13 protein-coding genes are annotated in these 15,890 nt (G+C 40.2%); 10 read left to right on the top strand and 3 right to left on the bottom strand.

The features are described from left to right. Positions 1-62: 62 nt before the first annotated feature. Genes VOI17_RS13845 through VOI17_RS13835 form a run of 3 tightly spaced genes read right to left on the bottom strand, consistent with a single transcriptional unit; the run spans position 63 to position 3,979 of the window. Positions 63-1,097 carry an NAD(P)H-dependent glycerol-3-phosphate dehydrogenase gene (locus VOI17_RS13845; protein WP_323757814.1) on the bottom strand — a complete coding sequence of 345 codons (1,035 nt, stop codon included), beginning with the start codon at positions 1,095-1,097 and terminating at the stop codon, positions 63-65. Then, positions 1,090-2,793, bottom strand: coding sequence for a 1-acyl-sn-glycerol-3-phosphate acyltransferase (locus tag VOI17_RS13840; protein WP_323757813.1), 1,704 nt, complete (start codon positions 2,791-2,793; stop codon positions 1,090-1,092). The genes VOI17_RS13845 and VOI17_RS13840 overlap by 8 nt, the downstream gene beginning before the upstream one ends. A 55-nt stretch (positions 2,794-2,848) precedes the next feature. Further along, positions 2,849-3,979: an 8-amino-7-oxononanoate synthase gene (locus tag VOI17_RS13835; RefSeq protein WP_323757812.1), complete on the bottom strand. Its 1,131-nt coding sequence runs from the start codon at positions 3,977-3,979 to the stop codon at positions 2,849-2,851. Positions 3,980-4,040: 61 nt separating this feature from the next. Between VOI17_RS13835 and VOI17_RS13830 the strand changes: the two genes are divergently transcribed. The 10 genes from VOI17_RS13830 to murD all read left to right on the top strand — a co-directional run bounded on the left by VOI17_RS13830 (position 4,041) and on the right by murD (position 15,881). Further along, positions 4,041-4,991 (top strand): lipid A deacylase LpxR family protein, encoded by a 951-nt coding sequence (locus VOI17_RS13830; protein ID WP_323757866.1) that lies wholly within the window; start codon positions 4,041-4,043, stop codon positions 4,989-4,991. Positions 4,992-5,108: 117 nt separating this feature from the next. Then, complete coding sequence (locus VOI17_RS13825; protein ID WP_323757811.1) at positions 5,109-6,083, top strand: polyprenyl synthetase family protein; 975 nt, start codon at positions 5,109-5,111, stop codon at positions 6,081-6,083. A 179-nt stretch (positions 6,084-6,262) separates the two neighbouring features. Continuing rightward, complete coding sequence (locus VOI17_RS13820; protein WP_323757810.1) at positions 6,263-7,366, top strand: CaiB/BaiF CoA-transferase family protein; 1,104 nt, start codon at positions 6,263-6,265, stop codon at positions 7,364-7,366. Positions 7,367-7,757: 391 nt separating this feature from the next. Then, positions 7,758-8,204 (top strand): division/cell wall cluster transcriptional repressor MraZ, encoded by a 447-nt coding sequence (gene mraZ / locus VOI17_RS13815; RefSeq protein ID WP_323757809.1) that lies wholly within the window; start codon positions 7,758-7,760, stop codon positions 8,202-8,204. A 7-nt stretch (positions 8,205-8,211) separates the two neighbouring features. Further along, a complete protein-coding gene (gene rsmH, locus VOI17_RS13810; protein ID WP_323757808.1) occupies positions 8,212-9,120 on the top strand; it encodes a 16S rRNA (cytosine(1402)-N(4))-methyltransferase RsmH in 909 nt (302 codons plus the stop codon). A 10-nt stretch (positions 9,121-9,130) separates the two neighbouring features. Continuing rightward, a complete protein-coding gene (locus tag VOI17_RS13805) occupies positions 9,131-9,514 on the top strand; it encodes an FtsL-like putative cell division protein (RefSeq protein WP_323757807.1) in 384 nt (127 codons plus the stop codon). After that, positions 9,504-11,609 (top strand): penicillin-binding protein, encoded by a 2,106-nt coding sequence (locus tag VOI17_RS13800; protein WP_323757806.1) that lies wholly within the window; start codon positions 9,504-9,506, stop codon positions 11,607-11,609. Before VOI17_RS13805 ends, VOI17_RS13800 begins: the two co-directional genes overlap by 11 nt. A gap of 5 nt (positions 11,610-11,614) precedes the next feature. After that, a complete protein-coding gene (locus VOI17_RS13795) occupies positions 11,615-13,078 on the top strand; it encodes a UDP-N-acetylmuramoyl-L-alanyl-D-glutamate--2,6-diaminopimelate ligase (RefSeq protein WP_323757805.1) in 1,464 nt (487 codons plus the stop codon). A 17-nt stretch (positions 13,079-13,095) separates the two neighbouring features. Next, a complete protein-coding gene (gene mraY / locus VOI17_RS13790; RefSeq protein WP_323757804.1) occupies positions 13,096-14,310 on the top strand; it encodes a phospho-N-acetylmuramoyl-pentapeptide-transferase in 1,215 nt (404 codons plus the stop codon). 239 nt (positions 14,311-14,549) lie between these two features. Next, positions 14,550-15,881 (top strand): UDP-N-acetylmuramoyl-L-alanine--D-glutamate ligase, encoded by a 1,332-nt coding sequence (gene murD / locus VOI17_RS13785; RefSeq protein ID WP_323757803.1) that lies wholly within the window; start codon positions 14,550-14,552, stop codon positions 15,879-15,881. The last annotated feature ends 9 nt before the right edge of the window (positions 15,882-15,890 follow it).

Here is a 15,890-nt window from a genome sequence, read left to right as displayed (position 1 = left end):
TTAATATAATTGAAAAAAAGGGAATCCGAATGAATGGGAAGGAGATGTTTTTAGATTGACGGCTAAAGGAAGTCAATGTCGATATTGCCAGGGTATTTCATAAGGTAGCTTAGGCCGTCTAGTGGCTTCATGTCTTCATAAAGAATTTTATAAAGCATATCGGTAATCAATGGTTTTATTCCTTGGGCATCAGCCAATTGCTTAATAATCCTAATGGTATTGACCCCTTCAGCGGTTTCTTCCATTTCAGCAATTGCCTCATTCATGGTTTTGCCTTGTGCTAATTTAAAGCCAATGGTGTAATTACGACTGGTTTGACTGGAAGCGGTTGCCACTAGGTCACCAATCCCTGCTAAGCCTATGAAAGATGATATTTCGCCTCCTAGGGCTTTACCCAAATAGATCATTTCTACCAAGCCTCTGCTGATTAATAGTCCTTTGGCATTATCGCCAAAGCCCAAGCCAGAAATGATTCCCGAAGCAATAGCAATGATGTTTTTAAGAACACCGCAAAGTTCAACGCCTTTGAGGTCTTGATTGCCATAAACTTGAAATTTGTCGGACCTCAATAATCTTTTTCCTTCATTAATCACTTCGTTAAACGGAGAAGCAATCACAGTAGCCGCAGGGTGCCCTAAAGCTAACTCTTTTGCCAAATTTGGGCCTGCCATACAACCCACACGTACAACTACACTTTCCTCCCTGATGACTTCACTCATGGTTCTGATACATGAACGATCCATTTTGAAATCTATAGGAATTTCAGTGGGTAGAATCAAATCTAGGCCTTTAGTGCCATGAATTAAAACATGATAAGGGTGGAGGAAAGGAGCAAATTGGCGCATCATTTCTCTGAAATTCGCTGAAGGAACCACAGGGAATATGACGTTGCACTTTTTGGCTACCTCTTCTAAGCTATTTGTAATGGTAATGTTTTCGCTGAGCTCTTGACCATTTGAAATGCGGGTAGACTTAATTTTTTCTACCGTTTCAGCATTTCGAGCATACAATAATACATTCGAATTCTTGGAAAGAATGTTTGCTACGGCTGTCCCGAAACTGCCTGAACCAATTACTCCAACACATTCCTTAGACATATTTCTCCAGGTTATAACCTACTAAACGGTTGTGATAGTAAAACAGCAAATTTAAATCTTGGGTGTAAATGTCACCTTCTTTGTTCTTGATCAACGGGCGTTTGGCATGGTACATACCCATATTGGCCAATCCATGTGCGATAATTTTGTCTGGATCTCCTGTTAGATAAGGAGAAACGCTGATTTCGCCTTTATTATACATTTCGTGAACCCTTCTTAAAACTGTCTGGAAAACAGTTTTAAACTCCTCGTGAGGGATAACTTGATCCTCTTCTGGAATTCTTAATAAGTTATATAAATCCAGCTTGTTGAATTTCTTCTGGAGCATTTCAAAAGCCACAAAGGCTACTAAATGACTCGCAAATACTTTATTAATACGGTGGAATTCTTCTACAATCCTATCACTCAACATTCGGGTGTATTCATCCTCACGTTGCTGATCATGCGAAATTATTTTCCCGTCTTTAGTGAAATACTCTTGCGTATCTATTTGGCGGCCACTTTTGTCGTAACTATTGCCATCTGTATCAACGTAATTGCCTAAAACATCTAACCCACGGCCAATGGATACAGATATGTCTGACCCCTTGGTGAAGAATTTAAGTAAGAAAGCTGAGATTTTATAAGAAGTCGAGTACTCATCATTTTCGACATAGTAACGTTCTTGACCTTTAAGTCTCAAATATTCACGAATAAGCGAGGGTGCCTCAAGTACGAAATTGTAGTTTAAAGTGACTGGAACAATAAAAATTTTGTGAAGTCCATCTCTTTTTCCTTTCTGATAATTGACACGTTGAGCCTCGATGGCAGTACTTAAAAGCCCCAACTTTAATCTTTTTTCTATTTGGCCTGAACGCGAACGAGTTCCACCAGGGAAGAAAAGACTATGACAACCTTTCTGAATGGCAAGGCTTGAATAGCTCTTCAGGGTTTCTAAGTAGAGTAGGTTTTTTTTTCTTCTATCTACTTTATAAGCCCCAAGGCTTTCCATGAAATAGGCAAATATTCTAATGTTGAAGAGGTTTAGGCCAGCACCATAAATAAAAGCTGGCAGCCCTAAAGCGTTGATTACCCATCCAATTAAAATAGAGTCCAGATTGCTAAAGTGGGTAGGAACCATGATAATTGTCCCTTTTTTGGCTAAGGTGCGCAATTCTTCTACTTCGCCTGTAATGTGAATTTTGTCTTGAAGTGAATATCGGGTACTGAAAATAGACCAAAAACCTCGTGCACGGGATGCATTCAATAGCCTGGCGAAGCCAAAGGTTACTATTGAACGGGCCATTCTAAAGCGGGATTTTTTGAAGTTTCCCGCAATTTCGCTAGCGTAACGTTCAATGATTTCGGATAAAATATCTTCTAAAGTCCCATCAATATCCTCTTTATCGTCATTTGTTGAGATTTCGAGGAGTCTATCCTTAATGGACTGGAGGAAATCCGCTTCATCTGGCGGATCCACTGCCCATGGGTTTCTTTTGACCCTTAGCTTCTCCCTGAAAAGAGTAGTCTCTATCTCTTCAATCAGGCTTGAACGTTTTGGGGTCAGTTTTTTTATACGCTTAATGCTTTCAGCAGTCACTTCTTTAATAAAAGCATCCCTGTTATTGCTCAAGCTTACGACAGGCCACTCGTCAATTCCTCCCGGAACCACCTGGTCGTACTTCTTCTTTACGTAGTCTTTGCCGATTGGCTTCATTCAGTTTTTCAAAACCCCAAAGATATGATAAAAATTGTTCCTCTAGCTTCCGCTTTTAACAAAGTAAGGAATTCAGTCCATGCACCAAGCCCATTACTTCATTTTTACTGTTAAAACTATGTATGCAGATTCTCAAACGTTCTTCCCCTTCTTTCACTGTGGGTGAAAGTATTGGGCGAACATCGAATCCGGATTCCTGAAGTTGCATTGACGTGGATTTGGCTTTTTGGTTGCCAGGAGTAATCACTACTTGTACCGCACTTGTAGATAGATGACGGGGAGGTCGCTGAAAATTAAGGGATTGATTGAACAGAGAAATATTTTCTTTTAGATCAGTAGCTAAACTCGGCTTGCTTTCAAGGAATCGGAAAGCTTCGCGTATTGACAAAAACTCAAAAGCCGATGGTGCAGTAGTATATATGAAGGGACGTGAATGATTTATCATATAATCAATTACAGTATGGTTTGAAGCAACACAAGCTCCATGAATACCCATGGCCTTACCAAAAGTGAAAATTACCGCGTAAACTTGTTCAGTCAAACCCAATTCAGCCACTAAGCCTGCTCCATTCTTAGCAAATACGCCTGTGCTATGTGCTTCATCCACTATTAATTTAGCCCCATATTTCCCTGAAAGCTCGCAAAGTGCTTTTAATGGAGCGAAGTCACCATCCATTGAATACACGGCTTCGCAAGCTATATAAATCTCACCCTCACTTACTTTCAATTTCCGTTCAAGGTCCTCTAAGTCGTTATGCTTAAAAGACATTGATTTAGCTAAACTCAATCGACTTCCATCTTTAATACAGGCATGAGAAAGTTCGTCATACAGAATGGTGTCGCCTCTTTGAGGAAGGCAAGAGAAAAAACCCATGTTGGCGGTATAGCCCGAATTGAAAACAAGGCATGATTCAAAACCAAACAGGGTAGCCAATTCTGATTCCACCTGAGTAGCCAAGACAGAATTGCCCGTTAATAGTCTTGATCCGGTTGCACCATTTTTTGGCGCCAATTCTTCATAAGCATTTAAAATTTGAGTTTTCAAATCCTCTGACCTAGAAAGACCTAAGTAGTCGTTGGAGCTAAAGTCAACAAGCTTTTCGTCAGTCAGTTTTAAGCTTCGTTTGTTACCCAGAGAGGCACGTTTATTCAGTTGCTGCTCAATTCTTAAATTCTTTTTATCCATTTGCTGTTAATACGCTGGCTAAAATTATAAATAATTGAGACTTTAGCGGCTCAAATTAAATATCACTGCAATCAAGTCGCTCTTTATTTTCCTATTCCTACCGCTTACCCTTTCACTTTTTGGGCAAAGGGACTATCGTAGGGCTGAATTCTCATTCACAACAGAGAATGATGTTTACCTAATGAATAGGGATGATGAGTATTATTCAAATGGATTTCTTTTTCATTACCGTTACGTACCAAACAAGCCAGACTCTTCTTTGAACAATAAGGAGATTATTGACATAGAGCTTACTCATAAATTCTATACCCCGAATGACTTATTGTTTGATCAAATTTCGGAATTAGACAGGCCTTATGCAGGCTTATTGTCGGTAGGGATTTCTAAGTCTAAATTCAAAAGCCCGCAATCGAGGTTTAAATATGGACTGGTGTTAGGTACAACAGGTAAGGCTTCGGGGGCGGAGGTTTTGCAAAAGTGGTATCATAATGCGGTGGGGTTTAAGCAACCCAGAGGCTGGCAGTTTCAAATTAAAACGGCTTTGGTACTAAATGCCACTGCAGAATACAATAGGCAATTTACTTTGGTGCCAAAAAGTATGGACTTCATCAGTTCATCGTCAACATCATTAGGTACAGGCCACACGAACATTGCTCAAAATTTCGATTTCCGAATGGGAATATTAAATGCACTGAACAAGTCGCCATTTGTGAATGCAATGATCGGAGAAAATAGTCAAGACCTTGAGAAACTAGGTTATGTGGTATTCGGGTACGGAGTGTCCTATGTATTGCATGATATTACCGTTTCGGGGAGTTTGTTCAATGAAGATAGTCCTCACATAGGAAGGCAGATGCCCTGGGTAAGTACTTTTAGAGCAGGCTGGGCGACTAGTAATGAGAAAATAACATTTGAAATAATGTTCCATTGGTTGAGCAAAGATGTTCAAACTGCGAGCAACGATTCATATATTTCATTTAGCTTTGACTTTAGATTGAAGAATAAAAATTGAGAATAAGCTATGTGTAAATTTTTTTAATGGAGAAAGGTTGTACTTTTCTCCTCAAATAAAGCTTCCCTCACTTTGCCATTGAGGCATTACCTGTTAATATTGTGGCATTCTACTGATATGGCATTAAAGCTTTCCGAAATACAAGCCCCCATTGCGAATGAAATGACTGAATTTGAACAGAAATTCAGGTCGTTCATGAAGAGTAAAGTATTTCTGCTCGACCAAATCATGAGTTACATTGTAAAACGAAAAGGCAAGCAAATGCGGCCTATGTTTGTGTTTTTGGCGGCAGGGGTAACTGGTAAGATTTCAGATAGAACTTACAGGGGAGCATCACTTATCGAGTTACTGCATACGGCCACATTGGTGCATGATGATGTAGTAGACGACTCCAATTATAGAAGGGATTTCTTTTCAATTAATGCCCTTTGGAAAAATAAGATTGCCGTTTTGGTAGGCGATTACTTGCTTTCAAGAGGCTTGCTCTTATCTGTGGATAATGAAGACTTTGATTTTTTAAAGATTGTTTCTAGGGCGGTGCGTGAAATGAGTGAGGGGGAATTGCTTCAAATGGCAAAAGCCCGAAACTTAGATATTACAGAAGATATTTATTATGATGTAATCCGCCAAAAAACCGCTTCCCTAATTGCTTCATGCTGTGCCGTTGGTGCTACAGCTTCGAATGCTTCCCAAGAAGATATAGATAAAATGAGAGATTTTGGACTGAAGGTTGGAATGGCTTTTCAGATCAAAGATGATCTTTTTGATTATGGTACGGAGGAAGTTGGTAAGCCATTGGGGATCGATATTAAAGAGCAGAAAATGACTTTACCGTTGATCTACTCTCTACAAAATGCCAGTAGTAGTACTAGGCGAAAAATCATCCGAACTGTAAAAAGCAAAGGAGATCAGTCTAAAAAAGTGAATGAGGTGGTTGCATTTGTTAGAGCATCTGGTGGAATAGAATATGCCCAGAATGTGATGAACCAGTATTACCAAGAAGCAAAAGAAATTTTAGAAACATTTGAGCCAAGCGTTTACCGAGACTCTCTTTCTCAGCTGGTTACCTACACAATAGAAAGGTCTAAATAAAAAACAACGCCACACTTTGAGGTATGGCGCTGTTCAGTTAGTTAGTAGTAAATTTGTTTGATTGCTATAGCATGATATTAAATCAGTCTATGGCAGATGCTAAAATAACAATCTGTCTTTGAAAAGCCCTTACCTAAAATCTTATTTTTTTTAAAAACCACCAATAGCTTTTAGGACACATGAAAAAACTAAAGATAATTGAGTTGGCTTCCGTTTTGGCTGGGCCAAGTGTTGGGCAGTTTTTTGCGGAATTAGGGGCGGAAGTAATAAAGGTGGAAAGCCCTAAAACTGGCGGTGATGTTACCCGTTCTTGGTTATTTAAGGGGGAAAAGATAAATGGCACCGTTTCGGCCTACTTTACTTCTGTAAACTGGGGTAAAAAGTCATTGGCCATAGACCTAAATAATAAGGAAGAAAGAGCAATGGTCTATCAGCTTATAAAGGGTGCCGATATTGTAATTGCCAGCTACAAGCCAGGGGATGCAGAGAAGTTAGGCGTTGATTACAAGACCCTGAAAGAAATTAACCCAGCACTTATCTATGGACAAATTACTGGCTATGGGCTAGATAATTCCAAAGTAGGGTACGATGCGGTCATTCAAGCCGAGTCTGGATACATGAGCATTAATGGGGAGTTAGGGGCTAACCCCTTAAAAATGCCCGTGGCCTTAATCGATGTTTTGGCTGGGCACCAACTGAAAGAAGCCTTACTGGTTGCCCTTATTGAGCAGATGGAGAGCGGTCAAGGGAAGTTTGTTCAAGTGGCTTTGATTGATGCTGCCGTTAGCGCTTTGGTGAATCAAGGTGCGAATTGGTTGGTGGGGCAGAATCAACCTAAATCTATGGGAAATATTCACCCAAACATAGCGCCTTATGGCGAGCTTTTTATCACTAAAGATGAGCGTCAATTGTTACTGGCTGTAGGTAACGATAAACAGTTTTTAAAACTCTGTAGTGTTCTGGGGATTAATGAGATAAACCGTTTTTCTACCAATCAGGAAAGGGTGGCAAATAGGAATGAATTGAATCAGATGATTTCTGATAAAATTCAACTTTGGACTTCGGGTGAGTTAACAGAAATATTAGCAGAACAACAGGTGCCAGCTGGCTTAGTCACCACGGTAAATGAGGCGCTTGAACATGGAGAGCCTCATTGGTTTCTTAAAGCAGGGAGTCTAACAGGGTTGCGATCTTTTGCAGCTTCCGGTTTCGATCGTCTTTCGCTGAGCCCACCTCCCCAATTAGGTCAGCACAACCATGAAATTCTGAGTGATTTGGACTGATTCTTTAACCAAACTCATCATTCACTTTTGTAAGACTATTTTGGTGTAGTTTTCTTCCCACTTTACTCCACCTATTTGAGAATTCGAGTGGTCAGGTGCTTTTTTGAGTGCTTTCGACTGTATTACTGTTATTTGCGTTTCGCAAGTGTAATCTTTTAGACGATCCTTTTTTCTAAAGCATAACTGCCATAGAGGACACTTTTTCTTTCATAAAACCTTTGTTTTTTCAATTGAGATAAAGGTTTTAACCCTTCGTCTTGTAGTCTGTATTTTTTAGCAATGCTTGTTTTTCTGAATAGAAAAAGATACTTTTCATAAAAAGTGGGGAAAAGTGAGTAAAAGTGGTGAAGTGTGGGAAAAAATCTTACTTTTGTAAAGGTTCAGGTGTGTAATGGCTTTTTTTACAAGTGAATATGATTGTAAGCTCGATGTAAAGGGCAGGTTGGCTTTACCTTCAAAGGTAAGGGCTGCATTGCCGGATAATGCATCAGAAGAGCTTGTGCTAAGACGAGGTTTTGAGCCTTGCTTGGTGTTATATCCTATGCTTGAGTATAAAAAGATCTATGCGAAGATAAAGGGACTAAGCGAATTCAGTGAAGAGTACCGTAGGTTTCAGAGAACTTTTTTTAGGGGAAATGTTGACGTTGAGTTGGACGGAGCGGGAAGAATTAACATTCCTAAAAAAATGATGGAATATGCGAGTCTTGAGAAGGAAGTGGTGTTAGTGGGGTTAGGGAATAGAATTGAAATCTGGAATCCTGACCAATATGAGGAATACCTCATCCAAGACGCAGGCGAGTACTCCAAGATGGCTGAGAAATTTTTGGCAGAAGAATAATTAAACTATGTCAGAGTACCATGTGCCAGTTATGCTTAAGGAATGCGTTGATGGCCTCTCTATCAAGCCAAATGGAACCTATGTGGATGTCACCTTTGGAGGTGGCGGACATTCAACCGAAATTTTGAAGCATTTAAATAGTGAAGGCAGACTCTTTGGTTTCGATCAAGATACAGATGCCCGAGCAAACGCAGATAAAATAGAAAATCGTTCTTTCACATTTGTGCAAGCCAATTTTAGGCACATCAAGCGATACCTCAAATTACATGGGGTAAAGCAGGTAGATGGAATTTTGGCTGACTTGGGAATTTCTTCTCATCAGATTGACGAGCCGATGCGTGGGTTTTCCACTCGTTCTGAAGCTGATCTTGATATGAGGATGGATTTAAACGCTTCGCTGAATGCTAGCGATGTGGTGAATGAATATTCAGAAGAGCAATTGCATAAGCTCTTGGGTATTTATGGAGAAGTAAAAAATGCAAAGACTTTAGCCGCGGCTATTGTTTCAGAGCGTTTTTCAAAGCCCTTCAAAACCACCAAAGATCTGATTCAATTGTTAGATCGATTGGCGCCAAGACATAGAGAGTATAAGTATTATGCTCAGGTTTTTCAGGCCATCCGTATCGAAGTAAATGATGAAATGGGCGCGCTGGAAGAGTTTTTGGAGCAGTCGGCAGAGGTGATTAAGCCAGGTGGTCGGTTGGTAGTAGAGTCTTATCATTCTCTCGAAGATCGAATGGTGAAGAACTTTATTAATAAAGGTAAAGTGTTCGGTGAGGTGGAGAAAGACTTTTTCGGAAACCAGTTGAAACCATTTAATGCGATCAACAGAAAGCCGATAGAAGCGAATGAAGAAGAGTTAGTAGTGAATAAAAGGGCAAGAAGTGCAAAGCTTCGTATTGCCGAAAAAATATAAGTAAACGAAAGTGGCAGCGAATAAATTTAAAGCGAAAAAGAATGATAAATCTAGCACTCGAGGTGGTGGTGGGTTGTTTGGTCTTTTGGCAAAGCTGAAAATTGCTGGAAACTTAGAGACAGGTCTTCCGGTGAAGCACCTGCCAAAAGTGGCTTTCGCATTATTGTTGGGTGTGTTCTATGTTTGGAACAGTCACTATGCTGAAAAGGCAAATAGGAATATTGATAAACTAGAAACCGAGGTTGAGGATTTAAGGGCCGATGTTACTACGCTGGAAGCAGATTATATGTACAGCAGTAAGCAGTCGGAAGTCGCCAAGAACGTAAAAAAACTAGGATTAGAAGAAAGTAAAGAACCGCCATACAAAATTGTTGTAGACAAAAGTGAATATTAAGGAGTCGATATTACTAAGAGTAAGAATAGCTTTTTTAGCTGTGATTGCCTTTGTCTTGGTAGTAATCTACCGGATTGCAGACATTCAGTTTGTTCAAGGCGATGAGTGGCGAAAAGAAGCACAAGAAATTGGGCTGGACTATAAAACAATAAAGGCCACCCGTGGAAGTATTTATGCCGATGGTAATGACTTGATGGCGACCTCACTTCCTTTTTATAAAATTGCACTCGACCCATCGCTTGCAAACGATAATACCTTTAAAACAGGTATTGACTCCCTTTCACTACTATTGTCGAAATTTTTTCGAGATCGCTCTCCTGGTGAATATCGGAAGAAGATCTCGGAAGCTCGACAGTCCCGCAAGAGGTACTTAGTTCTAAATAACAACCTCATCAATTATCAGAATAAAGAGATGATGGAGAAATGGCCAATTTTTAGAGAAGGTCAAATGATTGGTGGGGTAATATTTGATAAGTTCGATGAACGTCATCGCCCATTCAAAACTTTAGCCCAGCGTACAATTGGTGGTGTAAATAAGGATGGAGAAGCTACCGTAGGAATAGAGAAGAGCTACGATCAATTTTTGGCCGGTCAAGACGGGAAAGGTTTATATCAAAGAATAGCAGGGGGTAATTGGATGCCTGTAAATGTAGCTTCAGATGTAAAGCCTAGAAATGGATATGATGTGTTTACAACAATCGACATCAATCTTCAAGATGTAGCTCAGAATTCATTATTGAGGCAATTAGAAAGATTCGAGGCGGCCTATGGCACTGTGGTTTTAATGGAGGTTAAAACGGGTGAAATTAAGGCCATGTCTAACCTTACAAGAACGGAAAGTGGTTCATACGTAGAAGATTATAATTATGCGGTCCAAGGCTTAAATGACCCTGGGTCTACCTTTAAACTTGCCTCCATGTTAGCACTTTTAGAGGCGGATAAGATTGAGCTTACGGATTCTGTTGATACAGGTGATGGAACGGTTAAATTTTATGATCGTTCTATGGAGGATCAAAGTGCTTGGAAGGGTGGGTATGGCAAACTTACTGTGCAGGAAGTATTTGAGAAGTCATCCAATGTGGGGGTTTCCAAATTAGTAGATCAATATTTCGGAAAGAACCCACAGAGATATATTGATATTATTAAGTCTACGGGCTTAGGTCAACCGCTCGACTTTCAAATGATGGGTGAAGGCATTCCATACATTAAGAATACAGATGATAAATCTTGGAGTGGAACGAGTTTGCCTTGGATGTCTGTAGGCTATGAAACTGCCATAACTCCGCTTCAGACTTTGGCTTTCTACAATGCAGTTGCCAACGATGGTAAAATGATTCAGCCCATTATTGTGAAAAGCATTAGAAAGGGAAATCAAATAGTAGAAGAATTCAAGGCTAAAACGCTCGATAAAAAAATAGCATCAAAAGCTACACTAGAGAAATTGAAAATCATGCTGGAAGGTGTGGTGGAAAGAGGTACTGCCAAAAACATTAAAAACGACTTTTATAAGATTGCTGGGAAAACCGGGACAGCTCAAAAATTGATCAACGGACGATATTATAAGCAGCGCTACTATGCGTCTTTTGCTGGTTATTTCCCTGCCGATGAGCCTTTGTATTCTTGCATCGTGGTGATTGATGATCCCAAAGGCTGGAACAGTTTCGGGGGAGATGTTTCTGCACCTGTTTTCAAAGAAATTGCCGATATGATATTTGCCCTTGACCTTGGTTTGCATGATACATTCAAAGAAGAGCGCTTGGCCAAAGAAGGAACTTTCCCTGTAATTAGGGCTGGTAATTATGATGAATTGAACCAACTGTTGAATCAGTTTGGGATTTCAAATCATATGGAAGAAGAAAATACAGAATGGGTAAGGGCCAGTGTTAGCAACAATGCGATTGCTTGGAAATCGAATCATCCTGAGTCTAACCTTGTACCGAATGTAGAAGGAATGACGCTTAGAGATGCGCTTTATATACTGGAAAATAAAGGGTTAAAAGTTAACGTCTCTGGTACGGGCCGAGTGCTTAGGCAATCGATCTCGAGAGGGAAAAGAATAGTAAAAGGAACAACGATCAATATTGAACTAGGTTAATTTAGATGTCTGCACTAAAAGACATATTGTACAAAGTGGGGTTGCAGTCAGTGTCTGGCGATACGGCTGTAGAGGTGGCTGCATTGGCTTTCGACTCAAGAAAAGTGGGCGCCAACACGGCTTTTATTGCTACGCGCGGCACCCAAGTTGATGGTCATGATTATATCGAGCAAGCCATTGAAAAAGGCGCTGCTGCTATTATTTGTGAAGAACTTCCAGAAATACTGAATACCTCCATTACTTACATTCAGGTGAAAGATAGTAGTGAGGCATTAGGTATTATGGCTTCTAACTTTTTCGGTAACCCTAGTGCTAAATTAAAGCTGGTGGGTGTTACTGGCACCAACGGAAAAACAACCTGTGTTAGCTTGTTATTCCAGCTGTTCAAGCAACTAGGTTATAATGTTGGCTTACTGTCTACAGTAGTCAATAAAATCAATGATGAAATAATTGTTGCAACTCACACCACTCCCGATGCTATTCAAATGAATGAGTTGATGGCGAAAATGGTGGCCAAAGGTTGTTCTCATTGTTTTATGGAAGTTAGTTCTCATGCCTTGGTGCAACACCGTGTTTCAGGACTTACTTTTCAAGGGGCAGTTTTCACCAATCTCTCCCACGATCATTTAGATTATCACAAGACTTTCGATGAGTACATCAAAGCAAAGAAAATGCTGTTCGATGGACTTCCTTCCTCTGCTTTTGCTTTAACCAATATAGACGATAAAAGAGGAGCAGTAATGCTTCAAAATACTAAAGCTTCGAAATACCGCTATGCACTAAAAACCATGGCCGATTTCAAGGCAAAGATTCTCTCCAATACCCTTCAAGGTTTGGAATTGGATATTGAAGGCCATAATGTTTGGTTCAAACTGATTGGTGATTTCAATGCCTATAATCTGATGGCGGTTTATGGAGCAGCCATTTTGTTGGAGGAAGAACCAGCAGATGTACTTCAAACTTTATCGGATTTAAACCCAGCGCCAGGTCGTTTTGAACAGGTGCTTACTGATACAGGCATAACCGCTATAGTCGATTACGCCCATACGCCAGATGCACTGGAAAATGTGCTTTCTACCATTAAAGTTTTCCGCAGTGGAAACGAGAAAGTGATTACAGTGGTAGGCTGTGGTGGAAATCGAGATACCACCAAAAGACCTGAAATGGCCAAGATTGCTTGTGAGCTAAGTGATAAGGTGGTGCTTACCTCAGATAACCCGCGATTTGAAGAGCCATTGGCGATTATCGAAGATATGCAAAAAGGCGTGAGCCCGAGCAATTATAGAAAAACACTGGTCATGGCAGATAGAAGAGAGGCGATTAAAACCGCCTGCTCAATGGCCGAACCTAATGATATTATCCTAGTGGCGGGAAAAGGTCACGAAACCTATCAAGATGTAAAAGGAGTGAAATCCGATTTCGATGATAGAAAAGTATTGAAAGACATGTTAAACCTAATTCATAAATAAATAGAAGATCATAAAGTATGCTGTACTACCTGTTTAATTATTTAGATAAAGAATTTGACTTGGTTGGCGCGGGAGTGTTTCAGTACATCTCTTTCCGTGCAGGTATGGCTGTGCTTTTATCTTTATTAATCACCATTACTTTTGGTGAGAAGCTGATCAATATGCTTCGAAACAAACAGGTCGGGGAGAGCATAAGAGATTTGGGTTTAGAGGGGCAAATGGCTAAAAAGGGTACGCCTACCATGGGTGGACTTATCATTATTGCTGCGATTGTAATTCCAACTTTGCTTTTCGCTAAGCTTGAAAATATTTATGTCATCCTTTTGTTAATCACCACTTTGGGTTTAGGCGCTATTGGCTTTTTGGATGATTACATCAAGGTTTTTAAGAAGAACAAGGAAGGTCTTGCTGGTAAATTTAAAGTAGTTGGTCAGGTGGGAATTGGTCTTTTGGTGGGTTCAATACTTTATTTTAATGATGATGTGGTGGTTAGGGAATTCAACCCTATTCCTGAAGTTCAAACAGTTAAAGTTGCATCATCACCAAATTATGTTGACAGCAAATCCACTACTACCACTATTCCATTTGTAAAGAATAATGAGTTGGATTATGACGCATTCAACCCGACAGATAGCAAGTGGGTCACTGCCGCCATTTACATTTTGGTTGTGATTTTCTTTGTTACCGCCATTTCTAATGGTGCCAATATTACGGATGGAATTGACGGCTTAGCTGCGGGAACATCGGCCATCATTGGATTGACCTTGGCGATTTTCGCTTACATATCGGGTAACGCAATTTTCTCAGATTATCTGAATGTCATGTTCATACCAAACTCTGGGGAGCTCGTAATTTTCTGTACTGCCTTTGTGGGAGCTTGTGTAGGCTTTTTATGGTACAACTCCTATCCGGCTCAGGTCTTTATGGGTGACACAGGCAGTCTTTCATTGGGTGGAATTATCGCTGTTTTGGCTCTAGTGCTCCGAAAAGAACTTTTGATTCCTGTATTGTGCGGAATCTTTGTGATCGAAAACCTCTCTGTAATCATTCAGGTGAGCTATTTCAAATACACAAGAAAGAAATATGGTGAAGGAAAAAGGGTGTTTTTAATGTCGCCTTTGCATCACCACTATCAGAAAAAGGAAATACCAGAAGCTAAGATTGTAACGAGGTTCTGGATCATCGGAATTCTGCTGGCAATTATAACATTGGCAACACTGAAATTGAGGTAGTTGATAAGGAAACAGGAAAACAGTCCCGAAGTATCGGGAAGAAAACGGGAAAAAGAATTGAAAAAATTGGGAGTCAGGGAACTCAATTCTCTGAAAAAAAACTCAGCCATAACTGATAACTGATAACTGATAACTGATAACTGATAACTGATAACTGATAACTGATAACTGATAACTGATAACTGATAACTGATAACTGATAACTGATAACTGATAACTGATAACTGATAACTGATAACTTGAAAAGGAAGCTAACCATACTAGGTGCAGGCGAAAGCGGAACAGGAGCAGCATTGCTTGGAAAAGCAAAGGGCTATGATGTGTTCGTGTCTGATATGGGGCAGATCAAAACTCAATATATTCAGGAATTAGAGGCCAATGGTATTGAGTTTGAAAGTGGGACACATTCAGAAGAGCGGATTTTAGAAAGTGACTTGGTGATCAAGAGCCCTGGTATTCCTGAATCGGCTCTTTTAATCAAGCAGCTTCGAGCTAAAGGAAATTTAATCATTGGCGAAATTGAATTCGCAGCTCGGCATACGGCCGCAAAGCTCATTGGTATTACTGGAACAAACGGTAAAACCACTACCACCCTTTTAATCTACCATCTTTTGAAAGAGGGGGGATTTAATGTTGGTCTTGGAGGAAATGTAGGAAAAAGTTTAGCACGTCAGGTAGTGGAAGACCAACACGATTGGTACGTACTAGAACTGAGTAGTTTTCAGTTAGATGACTGCTACGAATTGAAATTGAACGTTGCTGTAGTATTGAATATCACTCCAGATCATTTGGATAGATACGATTACGACTTCGAAAAATATATCGCATCGAAGATGCGCATCTTTCACCTTTTACATCTGGGTGGTCATGCCATTTATTGGAGCGATGACCACCAAATTGGGAAGAACATTTCTAAAGCCGATCGTGGTGTGAAATTTCATCCTTATTCGCTCGGAGGAGACGCCTCTGAGATAACAAATGATAGGTTGTTTTTTACCCCTATAAACGTTGAGATATCCGCCCCCAGAGCAGATATCTCAATAAAGGGGCAACACAATATGCTCAATGCCAAGGCTGCTGGTTATGCCGCAAGCCTAGCGGGAGTAAGTGATGAGGCCATTATTCGTGGTTTTAAAAACTTCAAAAATGCACCGCACCGACTAGAGCCTGTAAGGGAAACTGACGGAGTGAAATATATCAATGATTCAAAAGCGACTAATGTGGATTCTGTCTACTATGCTTTGGATGCAGTTGATGCACCTATTGTTTGGATTGCAGGTGGGGTTGATAAAGGAAATGATTATAGCCTGATTCAGGCTTTGGTACAGAATAAAGTAAAAGGCTTGATTTGCTTAGGCAAGGATAATACGAAACTCTTTACGGCTTTCGAAAACTTAGTGCCCAGCATTCAGGCGACAGATGATTTGATTAAAGCGATTAGAATGGCCAAAGATTTGGCCGTACCGGGCGATACCGTTTTGTTATCTCCAGCTTGTGCAAGTTTCGATTTGTTCAAGAACTATGAAGATCGCGGAGACCAGTTTAGAAAAATAGTAATGGAATTAGCGTAAGGGAAAATC

Source organism: Roseivirga sp., from assembly GCF_034669765.1.
In the GTDB taxonomy this organism is placed as follows: Bacteria; Bacteroidota; Bacteroidia; order Cytophagales; family Cyclobacteriaceae; genus Roseivirga.
This window is presented reverse-complemented; position numbering and strand designations above follow the sequence as displayed.

Excerpts from the sequence above, each read along its gene's own strand:
- VOI17_RS13845 (WP_323757814.1), bottom strand. The coding sequence starts at position 1,097 with ATGTCTAAGGAATGTGTTGGAGTAATTGGTTCAGGCAGTTTCGGGACA.
- VOI17_RS13840 (WP_323757813.1), bottom strand. The coding sequence starts at position 2,793 with ATGAAGCCAATCGGCAAAGACTACGTAAAGAAGAAGTACGACCAGGTG.
- VOI17_RS13835 (WP_323757812.1), bottom strand. The coding sequence starts at position 3,979 with ATGGATAAAAAGAATTTAAGAATTGAGCAGCAACTGAATAAACGTGCC.
- VOI17_RS13825 (WP_323757811.1), top strand. The coding sequence starts at position 5,109 with ATGGCATTAAAGCTTTCCGAAATACAAGCCCCCATTGCGAATGAAATG.
- VOI17_RS13820 (WP_323757810.1), top strand. The coding sequence starts at position 6,263 with ATGAAAAAACTAAAGATAATTGAGTTGGCTTCCGTTTTGGCTGGGCCA.
- mraZ (WP_323757809.1), top strand. The coding sequence starts at position 7,758 with ATGGCTTTTTTTACAAGTGAATATGATTGTAAGCTCGATGTAAAGGGC.
- rsmH (WP_323757808.1), top strand. The coding sequence starts at position 8,212 with ATGTCAGAGTACCATGTGCCAGTTATGCTTAAGGAATGCGTTGATGGC.
- VOI17_RS13795 (WP_323757805.1), top strand. The coding sequence starts at position 11,615 with ATGTCTGCACTAAAAGACATATTGTACAAAGTGGGGTTGCAGTCAGTG.
- mraY (WP_323757804.1), top strand. The coding sequence starts at position 13,096 with ATGCTGTACTACCTGTTTAATTATTTAGATAAAGAATTTGACTTGGTT.